Source organism: Nocardioides sp. NPDC000445, assembly GCF_040300245.1.
Lineage (GTDB): Bacteria > Actinomycetota > Actinomycetes > Propionibacteriales > Nocardioidaceae > Nocardioides.
Map to the genome: position 1 here is coordinate 122,725 of NZ_JBEPDH010000013.1, position 25,882 is coordinate 148,606.

The window sequence follows — 25,882 nt, forward strand, 5'->3', positions numbered from 1 at the left end:
TCAGCCGGCGGCCGGGCCGCCGGGGAGCCCGATGCCGTCCCGGGTGACCAGCCGGTTCCAGGTCGCCACCCACTCCTGGCCGAAGGTCTGGGCGACCTCACCGGTGTAGCTGAAGCTCAGCGTGTCGACGTCGAGCCCGGCGGCCTCGAGCGACGCGGGCTTGCTGAGGTTGGTGTTGATCGCGTCGCTCCACGTGGAGAGGCGATAGGTCGCGGCCGGGTTCGCGAACGAGTTCTCCCCGGCGCGATACTCACCGCCACCGATGATGACCGAGCGGTCGATCACGTTGCGGGCGGGCACGTAGAGGGAGTTCGGGTTCTCCCACACGGTCGCACGGTCGCAGCCGTTGGTGGCAGCCGGCGCGTAGTCGGCCTTCTTGCAGTCCTCGCCGGTCGCGGTGACGCGCGGGACGTACCAGTCCCCGATCTCCGGGAACACGATCGGCTTCCCGTCGGAGTAGCGGGCCTTGCCGTCGGTGTAGTGACGGTGCCAGCCGGCGACGTCCTCCTCGGTGGCCGAGTACTTCTCGCCCGGGCGTACGTCGAGGAACGAGTTGTAGCGGCTCTGCACCACCCAGCCGTTGGGCACCGGCAGGCCGGTCTCGCCGTTGCGGTGGTAGAGCTGGTCGTGGCCGGTCTGGTCGACGTCGATGAACACGTTGTCCGTCGCCTTGTTGCTGTGGCCCGACTGGAAGAAGACACCCGAGTGCGCGTTCTTCACGACGTTGTGGTGGAACCGCATCCCCGAGACGCCGTCGTCCATGTAGAACGCGTCGTTGGACCCGCCGATGGTGTCGAAGAAGTTGTACGCGACCTCGTTGCCCAGATAGGTGTAGTCACGCCCGGTGTAGACGACGCCCTGGTCGCCGGCGTTCTTCACCAGGTCGTAGAAGTGGTTGTGGTTGACGCGCATGTCGTTGCCCATGATCTGCACCGCCATGTGGGGCGCGTCGTGGACGTAGTTGTTCTCGAAGCTGTTGCCGACGCCGTACAGGTAGCCCGCTGGCGTGTAGGTCGCCAGCCGCGAGAAGCGAGCGATCTCGTTGTTGCGGGCCACGTTGTCGCCGCGCTCGAGTGTGCTGCGGTCACCACCGCCGAGCAGGACTCCGCCGCCGCCGAGGTCGTGGAGGTAGGAGTTCTGGACGACGTTGTCGTGGCCGCCGCGTACGGTCTCGTAGTCGGGCAGCGCGGTGATCGACTCGGTGGTCTCGCCGATGCGGATCGCGTCCATGCTGACGTTGGAGATGTCGACGCCGTCGATCAGCGTCTTCTCGGCATCGAGCAGCTGGACCGCGCTGATCAGCGAGTCCGACATCGACAGACCCTTCAGGGTCACGCCGGTGGTGCCCTCGAGCCGGAAGATGTTGTCGTCGAAGGCGCGCAGCGTCGCGCTCTTGCCCGCCATCGTCCCGCCCGCCGGCTTGTAGTAGACGACGTCGTTGCCCGCGTGGCGGTCGATGTAGTACTCACCCTCGACGTCCATCTCGGAGAGGATGTTGATCGCCTTGACCTTGGTGTAGTCGTTGCGGGGCCAGTACATCGAGGGGTACTTGGCGTACATCGTGGTGCCGCTCCAGGAGACCAGCCGCACCATGTCGTTGGCGTAGTTGTTGCCGAGGTAGCCCGAGAGCCAGGCTTCGGTCTCGTACGTCGTGTTGTCGACGTCGGTGAGCTCCTGCGGGTCGGCCTGGACCGGGATGTGGGAGTAGGCACCGAAGCCGCGGGTGCCGTGGTCGATGATCTCCGGCACCCCCTGCGGAGCCCAGCCCTGGTAGCGGTTGCCCTCGAGCAGCCGGCCACCGACCTCGTAGAGGGGAGGCGTCATCTTGCGCATCTCGTCCTGGGACCAGGTGTCGCGGTCCTCGGGGTCGGCGAGCTGCTGCTTCTTGTCCTCGAACTGCGCGCGCGGCGTCGTTCCGCTGATCGCCCAGTCGGGCTCCATCCCGAACCGGTCGCGCAGCGTCCACTGGATGAGGTCGTTGGTCGCCGGGACCTTCCACTTGCCGCCGTCGCCGTAGAGGTGGCAGCTGGAGTCCGCCCCGGTACAGCCCTCCTGGTTGGGGAACTGCGCGAGCGTCTGCGTCCCGCCGTCGACGACGAGCTCGGGAGCGAAGGGCTGCGGCAGCCAGTTGAACCCGTTCTTGTAGAGCGTGCCGGGGTCGATGCCCTCAGCACCCAGGTCGTAGACCCACACGCCCTCGCGCAGAGCCGGCGAGTCGAGTCGGGCGTTCGAGGAGAACTGCGGCTGGGCGAGCTCCTCCTCGGACAGGTCGGCGAGCGGCCGCCAGCCCTGGGCTTCCAGGGCGTGCGCGCCGGTGAGGCGGACCTTCTCCCCCGCCGCGGCGCGGTAGGTGACCCAGGAGTGCTCGGGACCGGTCAGGTCGATCGCGTCGTCGAGGACGTACTCGCCACCGTGGACGATCACCGTGCCTCGGTTCTCGGCGGAGGTACGTCCGGCCAGCGCGTCGCGGGCCGCTTCCACCGTGCGCAGCGGCCGGCTCTTCGTGCCCGGGTCGGCGTCGTCGCCGTCCGGGGCGACGTGGACCGTGAGGGTCGTCTCGGCCGCGGTGGCGGGCTGCGTACCGGTGACGAGGACCGTCGAACCGAGTGCCGCCAGGACCACGGCCGCCGCCGCGCGGGCGCGGCGTGTCGTGCGAGTCTGCATGTCCGTCTCCTTGAGATATGACGTATGACATGTGTCTAACATCACAGACGAGGTGCGGGCAAGCGTTTTCCAATGTTTCCGGGGCGCGCGACCCCGATCAGGAGACGAGGCCGTAGACCCGAGCGGCCGTGCCACCCCGGACGTCGGCGCGGGCGGTGTCGTCGAGCCCAGCGAGCACGGTGTCGGCGAGGTCGATCACCTCGCCGTAGGAGGAGCGCAGCAGGCAGACCGGCCAGTCCGAGCCGATCATGGTGCGCTCGGCGCCGAAGACATCGATGACGTACGCGGCCCAGGGAAGCACCGCATCGATCGGCTGGTCCGGGGCGAGCTCGGTGACGAGCCCGGACAGCTTGCACGCCACGGTGTCGTGGCGGGCGAGCGCGGCGACGTGTCCCGCCCACTCGTCGAAGGCGGCGGGGTCGATCACGGGCTTGCCGACGTGATCGAGCACCCAGCGCCCGCCGGGCACCTGTTCGACAGCGCCGACGGCTGCCGGCAGCTGGGGCTGGCGCACCAGCAGGTCGTAGACGAGGCCGGCCTCGGCGACGGCGGTGAGTCCCCGCAGCACGTCGTCACGGAGGAGCCACCCGGGATCGGGCTCGGACTGCACCAGATGCCGGATGCCGACCAGGAGCTCCCCTCCGGGCCCCTCGCGCAGCCGGGCGAGCCGGTCGGTGACGTCCGGGGTGGTGAGGTCGACCCAGCCGACGACCCCGAGGATCTCGGGCGTGGCCGCCGCCAGCGCGAGCAGCTCGGGGGTCTCCTCGGCGACCGCGACGGTCTGGACGACGACGGTTCCGGCGATCTCGTGGTCGTCCAGGTGGGGCCGGAGGTCGTCGAAGGCGAACGAGCGCCGGATGGCCGGGAGATCGCGCGTCCACTCCTGGTCGCGGACCTCGAGGTCCCACACGTGGTGGTGGGCGTCGATGCGGCGAGCCCCGCCCATCACCTCAGTCAAGGTGGAAGACCTCGGTCATCGGGGACCACTGCTCGTCGTCCGCGGCGGAGGGCAGCCGCTCCTGGCACGGGGCGGTGACCTCCCACCATCGCTGGGTCACGTCGTGAGCGGCGATCGCGGCCATGTCGGCGTCGTAGTCGGTCCCGACGTACTCGAAGTAGCTGAAGAGCCAGCCCTCGCGCAGGAAGATGGAGTAGTTGCGGATGTTGCTGGCGGTCAGGCGCTCGAGCACCTCGGGCCACACAGCGGCGTGCAGCTCGACGTACTCCGCCTCCTTCTCGGGGCGCAACCGGACCACGGAGCCGTGTCGGGTCATGGTGGGGGTCCTCTCGGTGGGGAACGAACAGGTCAGAGGTCGTCGACGAGGACGACGTGCAGGGTGCGCGGGCCGTGGACGCCCTCGACGCGGTCGAGCTCGATGTCGCTCGTCGCCGACGGGCCGCTGATCCAGGTCTGCGGCCTCGCCGGGTCGAGCCGGGCGACGGCCTGCGGGACACCGGCCACGACGTGGGCGGCCCCGAGCACGCACACGTGCAGGTCCGGGACGAGGGTGAGCGCGCGACGTCCCTGGCCGGGTCCGTGGTCGAGCACCACCGTGCCGGTGGCTGCGATGCCGAGCGCGGCTGCTGACACGACCGCGTCGATCGCGTCGAGCTCGGCGGCCGACTGCCCGGTGTCGTCCACGGATCCGGGGACCGGCCACGGCAGGCCCGGGGGTACGACGACGCTCCGGCCGGCGACCGCCCGCGCCAGCACCTCGGCGACCTCTGCCGCACGGCACCGGGTGACGGTGGCGCGGTAGTCCTCGACGCGCTCCACGAAGCGATCGAGCACCGTCGACCGGTCGAGGTCGTCACCCCCACCACGGTAGCCACGCGGCACCTCAGCGGTCGGGTGAGGCACCTCGCCGAGTGCCTGCCGGACACGGCCGAGGATCTCCTCACGGGTGCTCATCGGCACCTCCTTCGGTATGGCGCCACCAGGCGCGGAACGACTCGACGGGCGGGTCCGGCAGGTCGCGGGCCTGCGTCCAGGGGCGCGCCCCGGCGCGGCGGGCAAGCCGGACGCCGGTGCCGACGAGGCGCTCGGCGAGTCCGAGCCGGTGGCTGGACGCGAGCGTCGCCCCAGCGGCCTTCATCGCCACCGCCTCGGGCTTGGGTACGCCACCCCGGTGGGCGTCGACGACCTGCGAGCGCAGCTGGACGAGCACCGAAGGGATGTCGATACGCACGGGGCAGGCCTCGAAACAGGCGCCGCACAGCGTCGAGGCGTACGGCAGGGAGTCGGTCTGGTCGTCGTGGCCGACCCCCTTCAGCAGCGGGTTGAGGATGGCGCCGATGGGGCCTGGGTAGACCGAGCCGTACGCATGACCGCCGGTGCGCTCGTAGACCGGGCAGACGTTGAGGCAGGCCGAGCAGCGGATGCAGCGCAGCGCCTGACGACCGACCTCGTCTGCCAGGGCGCGGGTGCGGCCGTTGTCGAGCAGGACGACGTGGACCTCCTGCGGGCCGTCGTCCGGGGTGACGCCGGACCAGACTGAGGTGTAGGGGTTCATCCGCTCCCCCGTCGCCGAGCGCGGCAGAAGCTGGAGGAAGACGTCGAGGTCGTCCCAGGTAGGCACGGTCTTCTCGATCCCGACCACCGAGACGAGCACCTCGGGCAGGGTCAGGCACATCCGGCCGTTGCCCTCGGACTCGACCACCACGAGGGACCCGGTCTCGGCGACCGCGAAGTTGGCGCCCGAGACACCGACCTTCGCGCGCAGGAACTTCTCACGCAGATGCAGGCGAGCGGCCTCCGCGAGCCGCGCGGGCTCGTCGGTGAGGTCGTCCGGAGCGGGACGGCCGACGTCCCCCATCGCGGAGGCGAAAATCTCCCGGATCTCGGCCCGGTTGCGGTGGATCGCCGGCACCAGGATGTGGCTCGGCAGATCGTCGCCCAGCTGCACGATGAGCTCGGCGAGGTCGGTCTCCCAGGCGTCGATGCCGCGCGCGGCCAGCGCCTCGTTGAGACCGATCTCCTGGGTCGCCATCGACTTCACCTTCACCACCTCGGTGGCGTCGTGCGCGGCGGCGATGTCACCGACGATGCGGCACGCCTCGGCGGCGTCGCTCGCCCAGTGGACGGTCGCGCCGGCCTTCGTGAGCGACTCCTCGAGACGTACCAGATGCTCGTCGAGGTGCAGCAGCACGTTCTCCTTGATCGCCGCACCGGCCAGGCGCAGCTCCTCCCACTCCTCGACCTCGCCGACGACGGCGGCGCGCTTGGCGCGGATGGTGCCGGTCGCGTGCGCGAGGTTGCGGCGCAGCTGGGAGTCGCCGACCGCCTCGCGCGCGGCCTTCGGGAAAACCGGCATCCCGACGAACGTGCCGGTCATGAGGCGACCACCGCGGCAGGCTCGGTCTGGGCGAGGACGTCGGCCAGATGCATGACGCGTACGCCGGCGCGTTGCCGGGAGAGCAGGCCTCCGACATGGGTCAGGCAGGACCGGTCGCCGGCCACCAGCACCTCGGCCCCGGTCTCGCGTACGTGCCAGGCCTTGTCGGAGCCCATGGCCACCGACGTGTCGGAGTTCTTCATCGCGAAGGTGCCGCCGAACCCGCAGCACTCGGTCGCGCCGGGCAGGTCCACCAGGTCGATCCCTCGGACGTGCCGGAGCAGCCGCAGTGGCCGGTCGCCGACCGCGAGCATCCGCAGCGAGTGACAGGTCGGGTGGTACGTCACCCGGTGCGGGAAGTAGGCACCCACGTCCTCGACGCCCAGTACGTCCACCAGGAACTCGCTGAGCTCGTAGACCCGCTGGGACGTCTCGTGGGCCGCCGCCCGCAGGCCCTCGTCGCCGCTGCGGCGGGCCACCAGGTCGTGCTGGTGCCGGGCCGAACCGGCGCACGAGCCCGACGGCGTGACCACGGCGTCGTACCCCTCGAAGGCCCGGACGAAAGAGCGCAGCACCGGCACCGCCTCGTCGAGGTAGCCGGTGTTGACCATCGGCTGGCCGCAGCAGGTCTGGCCCTGGGGGAAGTCCACCTCGACGCCGAGACGGCGGAGGAGCCGGACCACGTTACGACCGGTGTCGGGGAACAGGGCATCGTTGATGCAGGTGACCATGAGGGCTACGCGCACGGCGGCACCAGCCCCTGGTCGGCCAGATCGGCCCACAGCGCCTCGGGGACCGTCTCTGCCAGACGCTCGAGGTTCTGCCTCACCTGCTCGGGCCGCCCCGCGCCTGCCACCACCGACACGACCCGCGGGTCCTGCAGCGGGTAGTGCAGCGCGGCGGTGGCGATCTCGACCCCGTGCGCCTCGCACACCTCGCCGATCCGCAGCGCGCGTTCGAGGATGTCCTCGGGCACTTCGCCGTAGTTGTACATGGCGCCCCTGCGAGGGGTGGTGGCCAGGAGACCGCTGGCGAAGACGGCCGCCGCGACGATCTTGGTGCCATGCCGGTCGCACGCCTCGAGCACGCCGTCGGCGACGGACTGGTCGAGGAGCGTGTAGCGATTGGCGACCATGATGACGTCGGCGAGGCCGGTCTCGACGGTCGCGGTGAGCGCCTCAACCGACAGGGATCCGGTCCCGATCGCGTCGACCATCCCCTCCTCGCGGAGCTTCGCCAGGCCGGCGAGCGCGGTCTCGACGGCCGCCGGGTCCTCGGAGAACTCGGGATCGTGCACGTAGAGGATGTCGACCCGGTCGAGGCCGAGCCGGGTCAGCGACTCCTCCAGGCTGCGGCGTACGCCGTCGGCGGAGTAGTCCAGGACCCGGTGCGAGCTCGCCGGGACCGCGAAGCCCATGTCGTCCTGGGACTTCCCGTCCCAGGTGGAGTTGGGCCGTACGAGCCTCCCCACCTTGGTCGAGACGACGAACTCCGACCGCGTACGTGTCGCCAGGAACCGCCCGATCCTCTCCTCGGACAGTCCCAGCCCGTAGTGGGGCGCGGTGTCGAAGTGACGTATGCCTGCTTGCCAGGCCGCCTCGAGCGTGGCGTGACAGTCCTCGTCGGTGCGCGGCCGGAACAGGTTGCCCATCGGTGCACAGCCGAGTCCGAACAGCGGGATCTCCATCCGCCCTCCTCAACCTCTGACTCCACGGTCGTCCGACCGCCACATCGAGGCTAGACATCTGATGTTTGGGCTGTCAATATGCATAGAGTGCCCAATTCGGCGCTCTCAGACCACCATAGATCCGATTAATCAACGTTGGAGGCCACACCATGAAGTTCGCCCGCCTGGGACCCGCAGGTGAGGAGCTCCCCGCCCTCGTGCTCGAGGACGAGGTACGCAGCCTGGCCGGTCTCACCGACGACATCGACGGAGCCTTCTGGGCCTCCGACGGGCCGGCCCGTGCCGCTGCCGCCCTCGCCGCGGGTGAGCTCCCGCTCATCGAGAACGCCGACGCGCTCCGTATCGGCGCCCCCATCACCCAGCCCGGCGCCATCGTCTGCATCGGCATGAACTACGCCGCACACGCCGCCGAGTCCGGCGCGGAGCCGCCCGCAGTCCCGGTCATCTTCTTCAAGGCTCCCAACACGATCGCCGGGCCGAACGACACCGTCACCATCCCGCGCAACAGCACCAAGACCGACTGGGAGGTGGAGCTCGGCGTAGTGATCGGAAAGCGCGCGTCCTACCTCGACTCCCCCGATCAGAGCCTGGAGCACGTCGCGGGCTTCCTGGTCGCCAACGACCTCTCCGAGCGCGAGTTCCAGCTCGAGATCTCCGGTGGCCAGTGGAGCAAGGGCAAGATCGCCCCCGGCTTCAGCCCGATCGGACCCTGGGTCGTGACTCCCGACGAGGTCGAGCACCAGAAGCTCGGCATGCGCTCCTTCGTCAACGGCGAGCCGCGCCAGGACTCCGTGACCGCCGACCAGATCTTCGACGTCGCGACGGTGATCCACCACCTCAGCCAGTTCATGGTCCTCGACCCGGGCGACCTGATCATGACCGGCACCCCGGAGGGCGTCGCGCTCTCCGGCCGCTTCCCCTACATCCAGCCCGGCGACGTCGTCGAGATCGAGATCGACGGACTCGGCCGCCAGCGCCAGGAGTACGTCGCCTTCGGGACGCAGTCATGAGCGGCCAGGAGACGCGCGAGCTCGACGGGCTCGTCGCCCTCGTCACCGGTGGCGCCTCCGGCATCGGCGCCGCCATCGTCGAGGTCCTGCTGGATCGGGGAGCCCAGGTCGCAGCCCTCGACCTCGACCCCGAGGGCATCCACCCCAAGGCCCTCGGCATCCGCGCCGACGTCACCGACGACGCGAGCATCCGGGCCGCGGTGGAGCAGACGGTCGCCGACCTCGGCCGGCTCGACATCGTGGTCAACAATGCCGGCATCGGCGCCCAGGGCACCGTCGAGGACAACCCCGACGAGCAGTGGCACGCGGTCTTCGACGTCAACGTCCTCGGTGCCGTACGAGTCTCGCGCGCCGCGCTCCCGCACCTTCGGCGCTCCCCTTCTGCGGCGATCGTGAACGTGGCCTCGGTGGCCGCGACCACGGGCATCCAGCAACGAGCCGTCTACTCCGCTAGCAAGGGTGCCGTCCAGTCCCTGACGCAGGCCATGGCCGCCGACCACCTCCGGGAGGGCATCCGGGTGAACTGCGTGAACCCCGGGACCGCCGCCACCCCCTGGGTTCAGCGCCTGCTCGACTCGGCCGACGACCCCGAGGCCGAGCGTGCCGCCCTGGACGCGCGGCAGCCGCACGGCCGGCTGGTCAGCGCCGACGAGGTCGCCCTCGCGGTCGCGTACCTGGCCAGCCCCTCGTCGGGCTCGACCGCCGGAGTGGCCCTCGCTGTCGACGGCGGCATGGCAACGTTACGGTTGCGACCGACCGAGTGAGAGGACCAGGATCCCGATGGCGCTGACCGACGAGGCGATCGAGAAGATCAAGGAGATGATCCTCGACGGCAGCCTGAAGCCCGGCGACCGTCTCCCCCGCGAGGCCGACCTGTCGGTCCAGCTCGGCATCTCCCGCAGCTCCCTGCGCGAGGCGGTGCGCGCGCTCTCGATGATGCGCATCCTCGACGTACGCCAGGGCGACGGCACCTACGTCACCAGCCTGACGCCGGAGATCCTGCTGGAGACGATGGGCTTCGTCATCGACTTCCACCAGGACTCCAGCGTCCTCGACCTCTTCGAGGTACGCCGGGCGCTGGAGCCGCTGGCCGCCGAGAAGGCGGCCATGCAGATGTCATCGGAGGAGTCCGCCGACCTGCTCGCGCTGGTGGACTCGGTCAGCCCCGAGACGTCGTTGGAGGAGGTCGTGGCCAACGACCTGGAGTTCCACCACCGGATCGCCCGGGCCTCCGGCAACACCGTGCTCTGCTCGTTCATCGACGGCGTCGCCAACCGCACCCAGCGAGCACGGATCTGGCGTGGCGTGACCCAGCAGGACTCCTTCGACCAGACGCAGCGTGAGCACCGCGGCATCGCCCTGGCCATCGCGGACCGACAGCCGAGCATCGCCGCCGCGCTGTCGCTGGCCCACGTCGCGGGCATCGAGAACTGGATCCGCCGCAGCCTCGCCGAGGACGGGGAGAAGGAGGAGTGAGCATGCCGAACCAGGGGCGGCTGCACGTCACCTTCCGACCCAGCGACCGCGCCCGGCAGGCGCTGGAGGCGCTGCCGGGACCGGTGACCTGCGCCGCGGATCCTGCCGGGCAGACCCGCGCGGAGCTGCTCACTGACGTACACGGGGCCGCCGCGCTGGTGTGCCTGCTGACCGACCGCGTCGATGCCGAGTTGCTCGACGCGGCCGGCCCGTCGCTGCGCGTGGTCGCCAACATGGCGGTCGGCTACGACAACATCGACCTCGCCGCCTGCGCCGCTCGCGGCATCACCGTGACCAACACCCCGGGGGTGCTCGACGAGGCGACCGCCGACCTCGCCTTCGCGCTGCTGCTCGCCGCGTCCCGTCGGGTGGTGGAGGCCGACGCGTTCGTACGCAGCGGCGAGCCCTGGTCCTGGCGGCCGGACCTCTTCGTGGGCCTCGACGTCAGCAGCGGGGCGACCCTGGGCATCGTCGGCCTGGGCCGGATCGGGCTGGCGATGGCTCGGCGCGCCAGCGCGTTCGACATGCGCATCATCGCGACCCCGTCCCGCTCCGCCGGCGACGAGGCCGCACGCCTCGGCATCGAGACCCTGCCGCTCTCCGACCTCCTGGTCGCCTCGGACGTCGTGTCGCTGCACTGCCCGCTGACCCCGGACACCCGGCATCTCATCGGCGCCGAGGAGCTCCGCCTGATGGGACCGGAGTCGGTCCTCGTCAACACCGCCCGGGGCCCCATCGTCGACGAGGCCGCGCTGGCGGCCGCGCTCGCCGACGGCACGATCGGCGCGGCTGGGCTCGACGTCTTCGAGAACGAGCCGGCCGTCCACCCGGACCTGTTGGCGCTGCCCAACGTCGTCCTGCTGCCGCACATCGGCAGCGCTGGGCGCGCCACCCGTGACCGGATGGCGATGCTCGCGATCGACAACGCCCGCGCCGTGCTCGCCGGCGAGCCCGCGCCGACCCCGGTCCACCCGTAGGCAGACTCAGGCCGGCCGCGGGTGAGCCCGCGGCCGGCCTGAGTCTGGTCCTAGCGCGGAACCACGGTGTAGGTGCTGCCCCGCCGGGTGGCGAACTCGACGATGTTCTCCTCCGGTCGGGAGACATCCGTCCCGGTCACCTGGACCGGCTGCTGCGTACGCAGGCGGAGCCGGTTGCCGAGCAGCGACCGGATCCGCGCCACCTCGACCTTGCCGTCTGCCCACCTCAGGTCGACCTCGAAGCCACCGCGGGCACGCAGGCCGCGGACCTTCCCCTCCGGCCATGCCGCCGGCAGCGCCGGGAGGAGGAAGAGCTCGCCGGAGTGGCTCTGCATGATCATCTCCGTGATCCCGGAGACGCCGCCGAAGTTCCCGTCGATCTGGAAGGGCGGGTGCAGGTCGAAGAGGTTCGGTGCGGTCCGGGAGGGGTGCAGCATGTGCTGGACGTGCAGGTAGGCGTTCTCGGGCTCCAGCAGGCGGGCGCGGATGTTCATCTTCCAGGCCAGCGACCAGCCCGTGGTGATCGCCGGGCCGCGCAGCTCGAGCGCCTTGCGGGCGGCGTCTGCCAGCTCCGGCGTACGCAGCGGGCTGATCTGGTCCGAGGGGAAGACGCCCCACAGGTGGGAGACGTGACGGCTCCGCTCGAGGGCGGCGTCCTCCCAGTCGATCAGCCACTCCTGCAGCTGGCCCAGGTAGCCGATCTGGTTGGGCGGCAGCTGGTCCCGCATCGCCACGGCCTTCTCGACGAGCGGGTCGTGCTTGCCGAGCGCGGCGGCGGCCTTCTCGAACGCGGTGAACAGGTCGCGCAGGATCTGACAGTCCATCGTCGGGCCGGCGCAGATGCTGACCCCCTCGTCGTCCTGCTCGTGGTGCTTGATCTCCGGCGAGTGCGACGGGCAGGTGACCATGTAGCCGGACTGCTCGTCGCGCACCATCGTCTCGAGGAAGAACTCGACCGCTCCCCGCAGGGTCGGGAAGTGCTCGGCGAGGTTCTCCTTGTCGCCGGTGTACTCGTAGCGCTCCCAGAACAGCAGCGACAGCCAGGCGCCTCCCATCGGCCAGACTCCGTAGTAGGCGAAGTCGACCGGTGCGGTTCCCCGCCAGCCGTCGGTGTTGTGGTGGGCGACCCAGCCCTTGTCCGAACCCCACATCTTCTTGGCGGTGTTCCGCCCGACCTCCGCGAGCTCCTCGGTCATCGCGAACATCGGGTCCCAGCACTCGGCGAGGTTGGCCGGGCCGGCGGGCCAGTAGTTCATCTGCGCGTTGATGTTGAGGGTGTACTTCGACTGCCACTCGGGCTGCATCTTGTAGTTCCACAGGCCCTGCAGGTTGGCCGGCTGCCCAGGGGTCCGGGACGACGAGATCAGCAGGTAGCGCCCGAACTGGAACCACAGCGCCGCCAGCTGCGGATCGCCGCCGGCACGGAACGCGGCCACCCGCTCGTCGGTCGGCTTCTCGATCGCGGCGGAGGTGCCCAGGTCGATGTCGACCCGGCCGAAGAGGGACTGGTAGTCCCGCACGTGCGCCGAGCGCAGCTGCCCGTACCCGCGCCCGGTCGCTGCCTCCAGCGGCTTCGTCGCTCGGCCGATGTGGTCGGCGTTCACGTCGGCATAGTTGCGGTAGCTGGTCGCGATCGAGACCAGCAGCGTCACCGACGTGGCATTGCGAACCCGGAGGTGGTCCCCCTGGCACAGGACCGTCCCGCCCTCGGTCTCGGCACGGACGAGGCTGACGAAACGGACCGCGCCCTCCATCCCCTCCGTGGGGCCGCTGATGCCCTCCAGCGCGAGCGTGCGCGCGTCGTGGGGACGTACGTCGCTCTGCTGCGGGGACTCGAAGGTGGCGTTGAACGAGACCTTCTCGGCCTGGTCCGCGGTGAGGTGGACGACCATCACCTGGTCCGCGTGGCTGACGAACGACTCCCGGCGGTAGCGCACGCCGCCGACCTCGAACTCGGAGATCGCGATCGCCGACCGCAGATCGAGCGAGCGCCGGTACGTCACGGGCTCACCGTCGATGCCGAGGAACTCGAGCAGCAGGTCACCCACCGGCTGGTAGAAGGCCTGCTCGCTTGGCCGCCCCATGAACTCCTTATCGGCCAGGCGCTGGGCGCCGACCCAGTTCTCCTCGAAGATCATCCGGCGGATCTCGGGGAGCACCTCCGCCCCGCGGGGCGGGTCGTAGCTGTGCGGGTGGCCGGCCCACACCGAGTCCTCGTTCAGCATCAGCTTCTCGCTGGCCACACCGCCGAAGACCATCGCGCCCATCCGGCCGTTGCCGATCGCCAGCGCCTGGAGCCACTCCGCGGCCGGCTGGCGGTACCAGAGCTCCAGCGGGTTGGTCTCCGGTTCATCGGCGGCGGCTGCGGCCGCCTCGGTGACGACCGGCTGCACCAGGGCACCGCCCGCCAGCGCCGAGGCGGCCTGCAGCACCCGTCGTCTCGTGAAGTCCACCATCAGCTTCCTCCTGACTCACGCCCCAGGCGGGGCAAACATCGGTTGTTTCAATGTAATAGACATCACACGTCATGTCGATGCTTGCCGAGATTTGGCCTGAAAATGGCCGATGTAGGCCGAAGCGCGATGAGAAGGATGAGCAAATGATCTGATCTCTGTGGATCAGCGCGCTTCTCGAGCGGACGCCTCCGCGGCGGCCAGTCGCTGCTCGTCGAGCCCGTAGAAGCGGCGCGCGCTGCCGGCGTAGATCTCCTCGCGCTCGCCGCTCGACAGGCCGGCCAACGCCTCCCGGAGCCCGGCGAAGACCTGCTCGTAGCCACCGGCCGCGGTGGAGATCGGCCAGTCCCCGCCGTACATCAGCCGGCTCGGGCCGAACACCTCGACCGCCCGGTCGACGAACGGCTGGATGCCGGTCACGGTCCAGCTGTCGGGGGCCGCCCCTGGGTACAGCCCGGAGACCTTCGCGAACACTTTCGGGTTCTCGGCCGCCCGCTCGATGAGGCTCCACCACGGCTCTCGCTCGGCATCGCCGATCGGGGGTTTGGAGAGGTGGTCGATCACGATCCGCAGGTCCGGGTGGCGTTCGGAGAGCGTCGCGACGTGCTCGAGGTGGCGCGGCAGCACCGAGACGTGGTCGTAGGTGAGCCCGAGCCGTTCCAGCAGCCCGAGCCCCTCGGCGACGTCCGGGCGGAGGATCCAGTCGGGATCGGGGATGTTGTGGATCAGGTTGCGTACGCCGACGACCCGTTCGTCTCCGCGCAGCGACTCCAGCCGCTCGGCGGCCAGGTCCGGCTGGTCCAGCGGCACGTAGACGACGATCCCCACCACCTCGGGATGTCGGTCGGCGACCTCGATCATCAGGTCGGTGTCGCCGTCGTGGTCGTCGGACTGGACCAGCACGGTCGCGTCCACTCCCTGTGCCCGCAGCTGCGGCCGGACCTCGTCGAAGGTGAACGTGCGGTTGTACTCCGGCACGTCGGGCCCCAGCCACCGGTAGGGCGAGCGGGTGAGGTCCCAGACGTGCTGATGGCTGTCGATGATCATCTGCGGCGTCACCGGTTCGCCCAGTAGCTGCCGTCCGGATAGGCGTACGTCGCCACCGACTCGGGGTGCATCTCCGCGCTGTAGCCCGGCCTCGACGGCAGCCGGTAGGCGCCGTTCTCGACGATGCACGGGTCCGTGAAGTGCTCGTGGAGATGGTCCACGAACTCGGTGACCCGGTCCTCGAGCGTGCCCGAGACCGCGACGTAGTCGAAGACGGACAGGTGCTGGACGAGCTCGCACAGGCCGACGCCGCCGGCGTGAGGACAGACCGGGACGTCGAACTTCCTCGCCATCAGATAGACGGAGAGGATCTCGTTGACGCTGGCGAGCCGCGCCGAGTCGAGCTGGCAGAAGTCGATGGCCTCCGCCTGGAACATCTGCTTGAAGAGCACCCGGTTCATGCCGTGCTCACCGGTGGCCACCCCGATCGGCGCCACCGCCTTGCGGACCGCGGCGTGGCCGAGGATGTCGTCAGGGCTGGTCGGCTCCTCGATCCACCACGGCTCGAAGCGCGCCAGCGCGTTGACCCACTCGATGGCCTGCGGCACGTCCCAGACCTGGTTGGCGTCGATCATCAGCTTCGCGTCCCAGCCGATCACCTCCCGGGCGATCTCGCAGCGCCGGATGTCGTCCTCCAGGTTCGCGCCGACCTTCAGCTTGATGTGCGTGTAGCCGGAGTCGACCGCTTCGGCGGCCAGCCTGCGCAGCTTGTCGTCCGAGTAGCCCAGCCAGCCGGCCGACGTGGTGTAGCAGGGGTAGCCGGTCTCCTCCAGGTGCCGGATCCGCTCCTCACGGTGGGGAACGCCGGCGCGGAGGATGTCCAGGGCCTCGTCCCGGGTGAGGGCATCGCTGAGGTACGTCAGATCCGCGACGTCGACGAGCTCCTCGGGGGTCATGTCGGCCAGCAGCCGCCACAGGGGCTTGCCGGCTTCCCGGGCGGCCAGATCCCAGACCGCGTTCATCACGGCGGCGAGGGCCAGGTGCTCGACCCCCTTGTCGGGGCCCAGCCAGCGGAGCTGGGAGTCCGAGGCGAGATCCCGGTAGACCCCACCCAGGTCACGCACCACGTCGCTCACCTCGCGCCCGACCAGCGGCTCACCGCGGCGCTGCGCCGCCAGGGTGCAGATGTCGTTGCCGCGTCCGATGGTGAAGGTGAACCCGAAACCGGAGAGCTCCGGGTCGTCGGTGCTCACCACGACGTACGTGGCCGAGTAGTCACCGTCCTTGTTCATGGCGTCGGATCCGTCCATCGACACAGAGGTCGGGAAGCGGACATCGGTGACATCGACGGCGGTGATACGGGTCACGAGGGATCCTCCTGTGGGGATGGGTGGCGCTTGTTCACGAGGTAGAGGTGGGTCAGGACCAGCACCGTCTCGCCACGCTGGTTGGTCACCGTGACGAGCTCGTGGACGTACCCGAGCTCCTCCGGCTTCTTCCTGTGCTCCGACATCTCGGTGATCTCGGCGGTCACGGTGATGGTGTCGCCGATGAACACCGGGCCGATGAACCGGATCCGGTCGTAGCCGTAGGACATGGACCGTGGGTTGATGTCGGTGGCGGTCATCCCGACCGCCACCGCGAGGATCAGCGTCCCGTGGGCGATCCGCTGCCCGGCCGGCTGGGTGGCCATCCACTCCGCATCCATGTGGTGCGGGAAGAAGTCGCCCGTCTGACCGGCGTGCAGGACGATGTCGGCCTCGGTGATGGTGCGCCCCAGGGTGGTCCGGGACTCCCCGACCGCGTAGTCCTCGAACCAGCGTTCCTCGACTCTCACCGGGACGCTCCTTCCTCGACGCCGTAGGCGTCGGATCCCACGCCGAGCAGGCGCTCGGCGAGCTCGCCGGCTCGGCGGACCAGCTCGGCGTCGGTCATCCGGCCAGCCAGCGCCTCCGTCACCCACGGGGAGACGGTGTCCTGGAACTCCAGATAGCCGGCGGTACGCGGCCGCACCCACGCGCCCTCGAGAGTCGCCCGGGTGCCCCGGAAGAAGTCCCAGGAGTCTTCGTTGAGCCGGTCATCGTCCCACGAGGACGCGTAGCCGGGCTGGCCGCCCGCGTCGTAGTAGATGCCCGACTGGATCTCCGGCGAGGCCACCCACAGTGCGTACGCCCGGGCTGCGTCCAGCTCTCGCGACCGGGCCGAGACGGCCACACCGGCACCGCCGAGCTGCGAACCGGCCACCCCTCGGGGGCCGGAGGGCATGTCGACGTACCTGAGGCGATGTGGCCGGAACCCCGCCCGGGAGTAGTTGCTGTAGCCGTAGAGCAACGGCGCGTACGCCCACGGCTCGGTGGCGTCGGTGGACAGCGCCTCGGCGACCTCGATCGGGTTCTCGTCCAGGCACCACGACGGCACCTGCTCGCAGAGCCGATGCATGAGGTCGAGCACGCTCAGCGCGTCCTCCTCGGGCAGGAAGGTCCCGGGCTCGCCGTTGACCGGCGTCCCTCGGTTGGCTGCCAGGGTGCACAGCGTCGAGTAGGCGTCGATGGGCTTGCACGGCCAGAGCACCCTGCCCTCGGCGGCCAGGTCGAGCACCTCCTCCCACGTGCGCGGCGCGGCCGGCAGGCGGTCCGGGCGGTACGCGGCGACCTGGGCCGCGGCGTCGGTGGCCAGGCCGTACTGGCGCCCACCGTGGCGGTACGACGCGTGGCTGCTGCCCACGGCATCGGCGGCCAGGGCGGCCAGCTCGTCGTCGTGCCCGGCGCCGTCCAGGGGCGCCAGCACCCCTTCCGCGACGGCCAGGGGCACGTGCGGGTGGTCGATGACCAGGAGGTCGAAGCGCTCGGCCAGCTCAGCCAGCGGCGCGTCGGCGAACGCCTGCAGGGAGCGGTACGCCCAGCGCACCTCGACACCGGTCCGGCGCGCGTACTCCTGGGAAGCCGCGACCTGGCAGTCGTAGCCACGCGGGTGCTCCCAGGTCATCCCGTGCAGGACGGTCATCGGTCTCCCTCGAGGTCGTGCTCGCCCAGGCGTGGCGCCGGGCGCGGATTGGTCAACCGCTCGCCGTCGATGCGGATCGGGCTGCGAGTGGTCGTCAGGGTGAGGCCGTCACGACGGATCTGCTGGGTCATCGCGATGGCCTCGAAGCCCTTGTGCTCCACGAGCTCGGAGAGCGTGAGCACGGGGGCACACCACACGTCCTCGGCGTCCAGCACGGCCAGCCAGGCGTCCCGCGTGTCGCTCCGGAGGCGGTCGCCGATCGCCTCCTCGATCTCCGACTGCCGGTCCCACCAGGTCTGCGGGTCGGTCATCGCCTCCAGCTCGGGAAGCCCGAGCAGCCGTCCGATGGTGGGCACGGGGTTCATCGCGATCGCCAGGTAGCCGTCGCTCGTCGGGTAGATGCCGTAGGGAGCCGAGAGGAAGGCGTGGGCCGACCGGGGTCCCTTGCGGCGTACCTCGACCGACGGATCGTTGAGCCGGGTGGTCAGCAGCTCGAACTCCAGGTCCAGCAGGGACTCCATCAGGCTCGTCTCCGTGAGCCCGCCCTTCCCGGTCCGGAACCGCCGGACCAGCAGGGCGGTGATGCCCTGGGCCAGGTGACAGCTGGCGAGGTGGTCGGCCACCGCCAGCCCGACGGGGACCGGTGGGTCGTCGGCCGACCCGTTGAGCCAGGGCAGCCCGGCGATGGCCTGGGCGAGCAGGTCCTGGCCCGGGCGGTCCTGGAACGGACCGACGCCGCCGTACCCGGTGACGCTGCCGTAGACGATGCTCGGGTTGAGCGCGCGGACGGAGTCGTAGTCGAGACCGATCCGCTCCATCACCCCGGGCCGGAAGTTCTGGACGATCACGTCGGCACCCACGACCAGTGCGCGTACGCGCTCGAGGTCGGCGGGATCCTTCAGATCGGCTGCGACGCTCTCCTTGTTCCGGTTCATGGCGTGGAAGGAGAGGCTGTCGCCGTTCACCGTCCGTCCGGCGAAGGCCAGGCTGCGGCCCGCGTCTCCCCCGGCGGGTCGCTCGATCTTGATGACCCGGGCGCCGAGGTCGGCGAGCCTCAGCGCCGCCACGGGACCGGCCAGGAACTGGCTGAAGTCCAGGACCGTGACGCCCTCCAGGGGCAGGTCGGAGGGTTGAGCGTCGCTCATCGACGTTCCTTTCGGCTGGTTACCGGTCATATGGCGGCCGCTCTCCCCCGCGGGCCGCATCCGTGTACGCCGCCTCGACGACCGCCATGGTGCGGAAGACGTCCTCGACCCCGGTGGGCAGGGACGGGATCGATCCCTCGAGAAAACGCTGGACCACGGCCATCGAGCCGATGAACGCGTCGGGGAACCAGGACCCCTCGAACGGCACCGGCCGCCAGCCGTCGTCGAGCCGGTCGTCGGTGACGAGCTCGAGCGAGTCCTCCCCGCCGCGGGGGGTAGTCCAGCAGCAGGCCGAGCTGTGCCCGGATGGCGCCGCGGGTGCCCTCCCACTTCACGAAGGACTCCTCGTGCCGGGGTCCGTAGTGGTGGTCGTGGTTGGTGGAGACGACGACCCGGATCGGTCGGTCCCCGTAGCTCAGCGCGATGTCGGAGCGGCTGTTGGCGTGGGCCTTCTCGGGATGACGCACGGTGACGGCGTGGACCCCGGTCGGGTCCCCCAGGAAGGAACGGACCAGATCCAGGTAGTGGACGCTGTGCATGTTGATCTCGAGCCGGTCCAGATCGAGCACGTACGGGAACATCTCCCACGGGGTCCGCACCGAGACCCGGACCTCGAGGTCGTAGAGCTCCCCGATCGTGCCGGCAGCGATGAGCTCGCGGGCAGCCACGACGTACGGCGCGAACCGGAGCTGCGTGTTGACCGCAGCCACCAGCCCCTTGCGCCGGCACACCTCACGGGTGCGGATCCCCTCGGCCAGGTGGTTCCCCAAGGGCTTCTGCAGCAGGACCGCAGCGCCGTCGGGCAGCTGCTCGAGGACCTCGACGTGCGCCTCGGGCGGAAGGGCGACGTCGTAGACCGCGTCGGCCGGAGCCGACCGGACCGCGTCCGCGACGTCCGCGCACACGGTGCGGATGCCGTATTGCTCGGCGAGGTCGCGCGCTCGCTCGGGGACGAGGTCGGTGATGCTGGCGACCTCGAACCCCGCCTTCGCGTACGCCGGCAGGTGGGCGTCACGGACGATCCCGCCGGCGCCCACGAGCACGATCGGCCGCGGGGACTTCGGCATCTCGGCCGAGTAGCCGGGGTGCGGGTCGCGCTCCGGTGGCGGATGCGGGGCCATCAGCCCTTCACCGCCCCCATCGTCTCGCCCCGCATCAGGAACTTCTGCGCGCCGAGGAAGACGATCAGCAGCGGCAGCATCGAGATGAAGGTCGCCAGCGCCAGCTGCGGCATGTAGAGCTTCACGTCCAGCCCGGCGGCGACGGTCGGATTGAACAGCGGGCTGGCGCCGATGAGCTGCTGCAGCCCGACGGGGAGGGTCTGGTTGTTCTGGTTGGAGGAGAGCAGCGCCAGCGGCAGGAAGAAGTTGATCCAGTTGGCGACGAAGGCGAAGAAGCCGACCAGGACGGCGGCCTGACGCGAGATCGGGAGCCCCACCCGCCAGAAGATCGACACCTCGCCAAGACCGTCGATCCGGGCTGCCTCGACGAGCTCTTGAGGCATGGTGGTCATGAAGTGGATGTAGGCCAGGTAGACCCCGAACGGGAAGAAGCCCATGATCAGCCCCACCGGCCACAGCTGGCCCACCGCGCCGATGGCGTTCACCTCGAGGAAGATGGGGATGACCAGCACGGTGTTCGGCATCACCATCGTCACCAGCGTGATCAGCAGGATGGGACGTCGGGCGCGGAACCGGAGCCGGGCCATCGCGTAGCCGGCCGGCAGTGCGGCGAAGACCGCCAGCAGCGCACCCCCGCCGGCGACGGCCAGCGTGTTCAGCAACCACCTGGTGTACAGCCCGCCGCCGGGTCCGAACCCGTTGACCTGCGACCAGCTGTACTGCGCGTTGTCCCACGACATGTCGCCGAACCCGAAGGGCCCGCCGGCGCCGGAGGCGACACCCTCGTTGGACCGGAACGCCATCGCGATGAAGCCGGTGATCGGCAGGACGAACAGGCACGCCACGAACAGCATCGTGACGACGCGCGCGGTCTTGCCGATGCTCCAGTCGAACATGGCCCGCCGAGGCCGGGCCTTCGGACGTACGTCTGCGGTGATCTGACTCATCGCTGCTCCTCCTCACCGAACAGGCCGGTCCGGAAGACGACCAGCAGGCCGATGCCCAGCGTGATCACGAGCAGGATCAGCGACATCGCGGCCGCCGCGGGGAAGTTGTAGTTGCTGAAGGCGAACGCGTAGCCCAGCTGGGTCGGCGTCCACTGGTCCTCGAGGGCGTTGCTGGCGACCTGGTCGAGCAGCTGCGGCTCGAGGAACAGCTGGAACCCGTAGGCGAGGTTCATCAGCACCGCGTACCCGATCCACGGCCGGATGATCGGCAGCTTCACGTGCCAGGCCAGCTGCCACTCGTTGGCACCGTCCAGCCGCGCCGCCTCCAGCGTCTCCTCCGAGATCCCGTTGAGGCCGCCGTTGACCACGATGACCCACTGACCGACGCCCTGGAAGAACATCATCGCGGCCAGGATGAACGGCAGGTTCCCGGGTCCGGCGACCGCCTGCTTGATGGTGTCGATGCCCAGCGCCTGCCAGAACCCCTCGATCGGGGACTGGCTCGGGTTGAGCAGATAGACCCAGAGCACGAGGTTGGCGACGCCTGCCAGGGCGCCGGGGATGTAGTAGACGAACCGCATCGACGACCCGAACCATCCGGGGCTGGCGTGGACCAGCAGAGCCAGCCCGACGATGCCGATCGTCATGATCGGGAGCCAGACCACCAGTGTCGCGAAGATGTTGACGAACGTGTCGACGAACCGGTAGTCGGTGACGACGGTCCTGAAGCTGTCTACGCCCCCGAAACCGCCGGTGGGGTCCAGCGGCGTCGGCGCCTTCTCCAGAGATGTCTTGATCGCGTACGCGACCGGGATGATGCCCGCGATCATCAGCAGGACGAGGTAGGGCGCCATCAGCACCCAGGCGCCACGCGTCTCGCTGGGCCGCGCGACTCGTCGCCGGGGACGGCGCCTCTGGCCTGCGTCGGGCGGCGAGGTGGCGACGTCCTCCATCAAGGCGGTCGACATGTTGCTCCTCCGATGTGTCCGGGCCACCGTGAGGCCCCGATGTGACTGGGATGGCACCCTGCGGCCCGGGCGTTCCGGGCCGAAGGAGCTGGTGAGCGGCCGGGCTACTCGACCGTGTAGCCCATCGCCTTCGCCTGGCTGACCAGCTCGTCCCCGAAGGACGTCCAGGCCTGGTCGACGTCGCCTCCTGAGGCGAGGGCGGCGGCCACGGTCTCGGTCCACACCGCTCCGGTGTTGTAGAGCATGTAGGCGTGGCCGTCGACGACGTAGTCGTTGGCCTTCTTCATCGCCTCGAAGGTGGTCTCGTTGTCCGCGAAGTAGTTGGCCTTGGCCTGCTTCTCCGCCCACGCGTCCTGCACGGGACCGTACGCCGGGAGACCGGTGGAGAGCTCGACCTGCCACCTCGGGTCGGTGGCGACGAACTCGGCGAAGGTCAGCGTGTTCTCGAGCTGCTTGCCCGTGATGTGGTTCGAGACGCCCCAGAGGCCGCCGCCCTCGTTACCGGTGGAGGGCTCGCTCTCACCGTCCCATGCGAGGGGCTCCACGGCGGTCATCTGACCGGCCGGGATCTTCCAGGTCTGGTTGAAGAGGTAGTCGCCCCACCACGCAGCACCGGGGCTCATGACCAGGTCCTTGCCGACCTTGGCCGCGTCCGGGTCGAAGATGCCGACGGTCGAGAGTGCCTTGCCCTCCAGCATCGTGCCGATCAGGTCCACCGCTCGCGTGCACTTGGCGTCGGAGGTGTCGATGTGGACGACGGTCTCGGACTGTCGGTCGTTGGTGGGACAGCCCGAGCCCCACAGATAGCGGTCCGGGGCGTACGCGTCGCCGGTGAAGCCGCTGATCTTGCCCGGGTGCTCCTTGGCGATCTGGACGGCCAGGTCGCCGTACTCCTCCCAGGTCGTCGGCGCCTCGTAGCCGTTGGCGTCGAAGAAGGCCTTGTTGTACCAGAACACGTCAGGGGCCGCGTCGTTGCGCAGGCACCGGACCTGACCGTCGATCTCGCACGCGGCGTTGATCGAACCCTCGTAGCCGTCGAGCACGTCGGGCAGGTGGTCGGTCAGGTCGAGCGTGTAGTCGATCTGCGCGCCGGAGGCCCAGGCGATGTCGTCGTTGGAGGGGAAGAAGATGGCGTCCGGCCAACCCTGCCCGGCCTCGTTGAACTGGGCGAACTGCTGCTGAAGAGACTTGCCACCGACGGTCCCGTCGATCTGGTTGATCTTGATGTCGATGTCCGGGTACGCCTTCTTGAAGGCGTTCGCGGCGGGCACTCGCGGCGGGTCGACCCAGACGGTGATCGCGCCACCGGAGTCCGTCTTCTCGCCCGCGGCATCATCTCCTCCGCCGGAGCCGCAGGCACCCAGGACCGAGGCTGCCAGCAGGGTCGCGGCGGCCATCAGGGCCGGCCGGCGACGTGAACCGAGTGGGTTTCGCTTCATGGACATGGCTCCTTCGACGATGTGTCCCGAGCGGATGCAATGTGACGCAGGCCACTGCTCAAACGTTAGAGCAGATCACCGGGAGTGGTCAATCGTTTGAGTAGATCTTCCTCAGGGCAGCCGCGCATGAGGCCCAGCCGGGGCCGATTCGGGGCGCGCGCGAGACCCACCGCGCAGCCGCGGGGTGCTCGTCCGTCAGTTCTCAGACGGCCGGCGCGGTGGCGCCGTGGACTCCCGCACGATGAGCTCCGGGGCGGGGTCAGTGATCATCTCGTCCGCCATCTCACCGGTCTCGATGCGGCGGACGACGCTGCGTACGGCTGCACGGCCCATGTCGTAGAACTGCATCTTGACAGCGGTCAGCGGTGGCCAGGTGTTCTCAGCGGTCCAGGAGTCGTGCACGGTGGCCACGGAGAGGTCCTCGGGGACACGGATCCCGTCGGCTCGGGCGGCCGCGAGGAGACCGATGGCGGCGTTGACGTTGGCGACGACGATCCCCGTGGGCCTCGGCTCCCGCTCCATCAGTCGCCGCAGGGCGGTGCGGCCGTTGTCGGCGGTGTAGCCGACCCGCGTCTCGTAGTCCTGGCGTACCGGCAGCCCGGCCTCGACGAGGGCCTCCTTGTAGCCCACCCGCCGCCGCTTCGCGGTGAACGAGCGGGGAAGGCCGTTGGCGAAGGCGATCCTCTCGTGGCCGAGGTCGATCAGGTACTGGGTGGCGATCCGGGCACCGGTGCGGTCGTCGAGAGCGACCGAACCGACGTGTCCGGGGTAGGTGGAGTTGATCAGCACGATCGGAGCGCCCGAGGCCAGCAGGTCCCCCATCCCGGCCGGCGCGACCCCGTCGCCCACCTGGATGACCATGCCGTCCACGCGTCCCTCGCCGATGAGCCGGGCGATCATCTCGCCTTCGGGACGTACGTCGTCGGCGCGGCCGAGCAGCAGGGTGTAGCCCCGCGCGGCCGACTCGTCCTCGGCGCCGTGCATGAGCTCGGTGAACAGGGCGTTGGTCAGGTCGGGGACGACCAGTCCTACGACCTGGGTCCGCGCCGACTTCAGGGCGCGCCCGGCGAAGTTGGGTCGGTAGTGCAGGTCCTTGGCCGCCTGCACGATCCGCTCGCGGGTGGCCTCGCTCACCCGGGCCGAGGGCGCGTCGCTGAGCACCCTCGAGACGGCCGAGATCGAGACACCGGCGCGAGCTGCGACATCGCCAAGGGTGGCCATGGGCCGCAGCCTAGCTCTGCCCGGCTGCGACGGTTGGGCACCCGGCGGCTCCGGCGTGGCCGGAGCCGGTTGACTGACATCGGTCATGCGGGCCAACCCTCGAGAGGGTCGGCGCCGTCACGCAGGATCCCGTGCTCTCCGAGCCGCGGCGCACCCCGTCGATGCCTGAGGATCTCGCCGTCGATGCGGATGGGGCTCCGCGTGGTCGTCAGCGTCACCGATGCGCCGCCCGGCTCCGGAGCCGACCGCTCGACCTGCTGGGTCATCTCGAGCGCGGCGAACTCCGGCGAGGCGAGCAGCTCCTCGAGGGTGAGCACCGGCGCGAACCACTCGCTGCTCCCATCCTGTGCGTGCAGCGCGTCCAGCCAGGCGGCCGTGGTGTCACGGCTCAGGGCGGCGGCGATCAGGTCGCTCACCCGGTCGGGGTCCTTCTCCCACGACCCGGTGGCCGCGAGCTGGGCCAGCTCGGCGTCGCCCAGCGTGGTCGCGAGCTCGTCGAGGGGCACTCCTGTCAGCGCGACGTAGCCGTCCTTGGTGGCGAAGATCCCGGTGGGGGTCCAGGCGGACATCGGACGAGGCGAGCCCGCCAGGTCCTCACCCTCGGGTCGCGTCAGGAGCGTCGCCTGCAGGTCGAGCATGCCCTCGAGCAGGCTGGTCTCCACGAGCCCGCCCCGGCCGGTCCTGGCCCGGCGTACGAGCAGAGCGGTCACGCCTTCGGCGAGGTGGCAGCTCATCAGGTGGTCCGCGAGGGAGAGCCCGACCGTCATGGGCCGATCCGCACCGGCGAGCCACGTCGCCCCTGACACCGCCTGGGCCAGGAGATCCTGGCCGGGTCGGCTCGCCCAGGGTCCGGTGTCGCCGTAGCCCGAGGCGCTCGCATAGACGAGCCCCGGATTGAGCTCCCGCACGCTCGCGTAGTCGAGGCCGATGCGCTCCATGACCCCGGGACGGAAGTTCTCGATGATGACGTCGGCGCGAGCGACGAGGTCCTTCACCCGAGCCAGGTCCGCCGGGTCCTTGAGGTCGGCGACGACCGCCTCCTTGTTGCGGTTCATCGCGTGGAACGAGAGTGTGTCCCCCGCCGCCGAGCGGCCTGCGAACGCGAGCGTACGGCCGATCTCGCCGGTGTGCGGCCGCTCGACCTTGATCACCCGCGACCCCAGGTCGGCCAGCCGAAGCGCTGCGACCGGACCCGCCAGGAACTGGCTGAAGTCCAGGACAACGGTCCCCGCGAGAGGCAGATCCTCCGGTTGCATCGCCACTCCCCCTCGCGCGATCAATCGTTTGCGCAATGGTACGGCCCGGGTGATGCCGAGAGCAAGCAGCGCCGAGACGTCAGGTACGTCGGGCGAGACGTCAGGTACGTCGGGCGAGACGTCAGGTACGTCGGGCGAGACGTCAGGTACGTCGGGCGAGACGTCAGGTACGTCGGGCGAGACGTCAGGTACG

General features: G+C 70.0%; 23 protein-coding genes. 4 read left to right on the plus strand and 19 right to left on the minus strand.

Annotated elements, in window-relative coordinates; genetic code table 11:
• The 7 genes from ABT304_RS18390 to ABT304_RS18420 all read right to left on the minus strand — a co-directional run bounded on the left by ABT304_RS18390 (position 1) and on the right by ABT304_RS18420 (position 7,686).
• Positions 1–2,664, minus strand: coding sequence for a right-handed parallel beta-helix repeat-containing protein (locus tag ABT304_RS18390; protein ID WP_350717318.1), 2,664 nt, complete (start codon positions 2,662–2,664; stop codon positions 1–3).
• A gap of 97 nt (positions 2,665–2,761) precedes the next feature.
• The gene (locus ABT304_RS18395) at positions 2,762–3,613 is read right to left on the minus strand and encodes an amidohydrolase family protein (protein WP_350717408.1); all 852 of its coding nucleotides are present in this window, start codon (positions 3,611–3,613) and stop codon (positions 2,762–2,764) included.
• 1 nt (position 3,614) lies between these two features.
• Positions 3,615–3,938 carry an L-rhamnose mutarotase gene (locus ABT304_RS18400; protein ID WP_160027504.1) on the minus strand — a complete coding sequence of 108 codons (324 nt, stop codon included), beginning with the start codon at positions 3,936–3,938 and terminating at the stop codon, positions 3,615–3,617.
• A gap of 32 nt (positions 3,939–3,970) precedes the next feature.
• Entirely contained in the window at positions 3,971–4,576 is a 606-nt protein-coding gene (locus tag ABT304_RS18405) for a LutC/YkgG family protein (RefSeq protein ID WP_350717320.1), read from the minus strand.
• Positions 4,563–5,999, minus strand: coding sequence for a LutB/LldF family L-lactate oxidation iron-sulfur protein (locus ABT304_RS18410; RefSeq protein ID WP_350717322.1), 1,437 nt, complete (start codon positions 5,997–5,999; stop codon positions 4,563–4,565). Before ABT304_RS18410 ends, ABT304_RS18405 begins: the two co-directional genes overlap by 14 nt.
• The gene (locus ABT304_RS18415) at positions 5,996–6,730 is read right to left on the minus strand and encodes a (Fe-S)-binding protein (RefSeq protein WP_350717410.1); all 735 of its coding nucleotides are present in this window, start codon (positions 6,728–6,730) and stop codon (positions 5,996–5,998) included. The genes ABT304_RS18410 and ABT304_RS18415 overlap by 4 nt, the downstream gene beginning before the upstream one ends.
• A 5-nt stretch (positions 6,731–6,735) precedes the next feature.
• Entirely contained in the window at positions 6,736–7,686 is a 951-nt protein-coding gene (locus ABT304_RS18420; RefSeq protein WP_350717324.1) for an aldo/keto reductase, read from the minus strand.
• Between the two features lie 149 nt (positions 7,687–7,835).
• On the opposite strand from ABT304_RS18420, the gene ABT304_RS18425 reads away from it, so the two are divergent.
• The 4 genes from ABT304_RS18425 to ABT304_RS18440 are packed head-to-tail and all read left to right on the plus strand — an operon-like array spanning position 7,836 to position 11,149.
• On the plus strand, positions 7,836–8,696 hold the full coding sequence (locus ABT304_RS18425) for a fumarylacetoacetate hydrolase family protein (protein ID WP_350717326.1): 861 nt from the start codon (positions 7,836–7,838) through the stop codon (positions 8,694–8,696).
• Positions 8,693–9,460 (plus strand): SDR family NAD(P)-dependent oxidoreductase, encoded by a 768-nt coding sequence (locus tag ABT304_RS18430; RefSeq protein WP_350717328.1) that lies wholly within the window; start codon positions 8,693–8,695, stop codon positions 9,458–9,460. The genes ABT304_RS18425 and ABT304_RS18430 overlap by 4 nt, the downstream gene beginning before the upstream one ends.
• Positions 9,461–9,476: 16 nt before the next feature.
• On the plus strand, positions 9,477–10,172 hold the full coding sequence (locus tag ABT304_RS18435; protein ID WP_350717330.1) for a FadR/GntR family transcriptional regulator: 696 nt from the start codon (positions 9,477–9,479) through the stop codon (positions 10,170–10,172).
• A gap of 2 nt (positions 10,173–10,174) precedes the next feature.
• Positions 10,175–11,149, plus strand: coding sequence for a 2-hydroxyacid dehydrogenase (locus ABT304_RS18440; RefSeq protein ID WP_350717332.1), 975 nt, complete (start codon positions 10,175–10,177; stop codon positions 11,147–11,149).
• 50 nt (positions 11,150–11,199) lie between these two features.
• Here the strand turns inward: ABT304_RS18440 and ABT304_RS18445 are convergent, their stop codons facing one another.
• The 12 genes from ABT304_RS18445 to ABT304_RS18500 all read right to left on the minus strand — a co-directional run.
• Positions 11,200–13,605, minus strand: a complete 2,406-nt coding sequence (locus ABT304_RS18445; protein ID WP_350717334.1) for a glycoside hydrolase family 95 protein — start codon at positions 13,603–13,605, stop codon at positions 11,200–11,202.
• Positions 13,606–13,767: 162 nt separating this feature from the next.
• Positions 13,768–14,661, minus strand: a complete 894-nt coding sequence (locus tag ABT304_RS18450) for an amidohydrolase family protein (RefSeq protein WP_350717335.1) — start codon at positions 14,659–14,661, stop codon at positions 13,768–13,770.
• On the minus strand, positions 14,658–15,956 hold the full coding sequence (locus ABT304_RS18455) for an L-fuconate dehydratase (protein WP_350717337.1): 1,299 nt from the start codon (positions 15,954–15,956) through the stop codon (positions 14,658–14,660). Before ABT304_RS18455 ends, ABT304_RS18450 begins: the two co-directional genes overlap by 4 nt.
• Positions 15,953–16,426 (minus strand): MaoC family dehydratase, encoded by a 474-nt coding sequence (locus ABT304_RS18460; protein WP_350717339.1) that lies wholly within the window; start codon positions 16,424–16,426, stop codon positions 15,953–15,955. The genes ABT304_RS18455 and ABT304_RS18460 overlap by 4 nt, the downstream gene beginning before the upstream one ends.
• The gene (locus ABT304_RS18465; RefSeq protein ID WP_350717341.1) at positions 16,423–17,592 is read right to left on the minus strand and encodes an extracellular solute-binding protein; all 1,170 of its coding nucleotides are present in this window, start codon (positions 17,590–17,592) and stop codon (positions 16,423–16,425) included. The genes ABT304_RS18460 and ABT304_RS18465 overlap by 4 nt, the downstream gene beginning before the upstream one ends.
• The gene (locus ABT304_RS18470) at positions 17,589–18,737 is read right to left on the minus strand and encodes a CaiB/BaiF CoA transferase family protein (RefSeq protein WP_350717343.1); all 1,149 of its coding nucleotides are present in this window, start codon (positions 18,735–18,737) and stop codon (positions 17,589–17,591) included. Before ABT304_RS18470 ends, ABT304_RS18465 begins: the two co-directional genes overlap by 4 nt.
• A 26-nt stretch (positions 18,738–18,763) precedes the next feature.
• Positions 18,764–19,858, minus strand: coding sequence for a Gfo/Idh/MocA family protein (locus ABT304_RS18475; protein WP_350717345.1), 1,095 nt, complete (start codon positions 19,856–19,858; stop codon positions 18,764–18,766).
• Positions 19,858–20,805, minus strand: a complete 948-nt coding sequence (locus ABT304_RS18480) for a carbohydrate ABC transporter permease (protein ID WP_350717347.1) — start codon at positions 20,803–20,805, stop codon at positions 19,858–19,860. Before ABT304_RS18480 ends, ABT304_RS18475 begins: the two co-directional genes overlap by 1 nt.
• Positions 20,802–21,773 (minus strand): carbohydrate ABC transporter permease, encoded by a 972-nt coding sequence (locus ABT304_RS18485; RefSeq protein WP_350717349.1) that lies wholly within the window; start codon positions 21,771–21,773, stop codon positions 20,802–20,804. Before ABT304_RS18485 ends, ABT304_RS18480 begins: the two co-directional genes overlap by 4 nt.
• 104 nt (positions 21,774–21,877) lie before the next feature.
• Positions 21,878–23,212, minus strand: a complete 1,335-nt coding sequence (locus ABT304_RS18490) for an ABC transporter substrate-binding protein (protein WP_350717350.1) — start codon at positions 23,210–23,212, stop codon at positions 21,878–21,880.
• 195 nt (positions 23,213–23,407) lie between these two features.
• Positions 23,408–24,433, minus strand: a complete 1,026-nt coding sequence (locus tag ABT304_RS18495) for a LacI family DNA-binding transcriptional regulator (RefSeq protein ID WP_350717352.1) — start codon at positions 24,431–24,433, stop codon at positions 23,408–23,410.
• 83 nt (positions 24,434–24,516) lie between these two features.
• Positions 24,517–25,882: CaiB/BaiF CoA transferase family protein (locus tag ABT304_RS18500; RefSeq protein ID WP_350717353.1), on the minus strand; the 1,366-nt coding region annotated here is incomplete at its 5' end.

What these genes read in the sequence shown, in the direction of transcription:
- ABT304_RS18390 (WP_350717318.1), bottom strand. Translation starts at nt 2,664, where the DNA reads ATGCAGACTCGCACGACACGCCGCGCCCGCGCGGCGGCGGCCGTGGTC.
- ABT304_RS18400 (WP_160027504.1), bottom strand. Translation starts at nt 3,938, where the DNA reads ATGACCCGACACGGCTCCGTGGTCCGGTTGCGCCCCGAGAAGGAGGCG.
- ABT304_RS18405 (WP_350717320.1), bottom strand. Translation starts at nt 4,576, where the DNA reads ATGAGCACCCGTGAGGAGATCCTCGGCCGTGTCCGGCAGGCACTCGGC.
- ABT304_RS18410 (WP_350717322.1), bottom strand. Translation starts at nt 5,999, where the DNA reads ATGACCGGCACGTTCGTCGGGATGCCGGTTTTCCCGAAGGCCGCGCGC.
- ABT304_RS18415 (WP_350717410.1), bottom strand. Translation starts at nt 6,730, where the DNA reads ATGGTCACCTGCATCAACGATGCCCTGTTCCCCGACACCGGTCGTAAC.
- ABT304_RS18420 (WP_350717324.1), bottom strand. Translation starts at nt 7,686, where the DNA reads ATGGAGATCCCGCTGTTCGGACTCGGCTGTGCACCGATGGGCAACCTG.
- ABT304_RS18425 (WP_350717326.1), top strand. Translation starts at nt 7,836, where the DNA reads ATGAAGTTCGCCCGCCTGGGACCCGCAGGTGAGGAGCTCCCCGCCCTC.
- ABT304_RS18430 (WP_350717328.1), top strand. Translation starts at nt 8,693, where the DNA reads ATGAGCGGCCAGGAGACGCGCGAGCTCGACGGGCTCGTCGCCCTCGTC.
- ABT304_RS18435 (WP_350717330.1), top strand. Translation starts at nt 9,477, where the DNA reads ATGGCGCTGACCGACGAGGCGATCGAGAAGATCAAGGAGATGATCCTC.
- ABT304_RS18440 (WP_350717332.1), top strand. Translation starts at nt 10,175, where the DNA reads ATGCCGAACCAGGGGCGGCTGCACGTCACCTTCCGACCCAGCGACCGC.
- ABT304_RS18445 (WP_350717334.1), bottom strand. Translation starts at nt 13,605, where the DNA reads ATGGTGGACTTCACGAGACGACGGGTGCTGCAGGCCGCCTCGGCGCTG.
- ABT304_RS18465 (WP_350717341.1), bottom strand. Translation starts at nt 17,592, where the DNA reads ATGACCGTCCTGCACGGGATGACCTGGGAGCACCCGCGTGGCTACGAC.
- ABT304_RS18470 (WP_350717343.1), bottom strand. Translation starts at nt 18,737, where the DNA reads ATGAGCGACGCTCAACCCTCCGACCTGCCCCTGGAGGGCGTCACGGTC.
- ABT304_RS18475 (WP_350717345.1), bottom strand. Translation starts at nt 19,858, where the DNA reads ATGGCCCCGCATCCGCCACCGGAGCGCGACCCGCACCCCGGCTACTCG.
- ABT304_RS18480 (WP_350717347.1), bottom strand. Translation starts at nt 20,805, where the DNA reads ATGAGTCAGATCACCGCAGACGTACGTCCGAAGGCCCGGCCTCGGCGG.
- ABT304_RS18485 (WP_350717349.1), bottom strand. Translation starts at nt 21,773, where the DNA reads ATGTCGACCGCCTTGATGGAGGACGTCGCCACCTCGCCGCCCGACGCA.
- ABT304_RS18490 (WP_350717350.1), bottom strand. Translation starts at nt 23,212, where the DNA reads ATGAAGCGAAACCCACTCGGTTCACGTCGCCGGCCGGCCCTGATGGCC.
- ABT304_RS18495 (WP_350717352.1), bottom strand. Translation starts at nt 24,433, where the DNA reads ATGGCCACCCTTGGCGATGTCGCAGCTCGCGCCGGTGTCTCGATCTCG.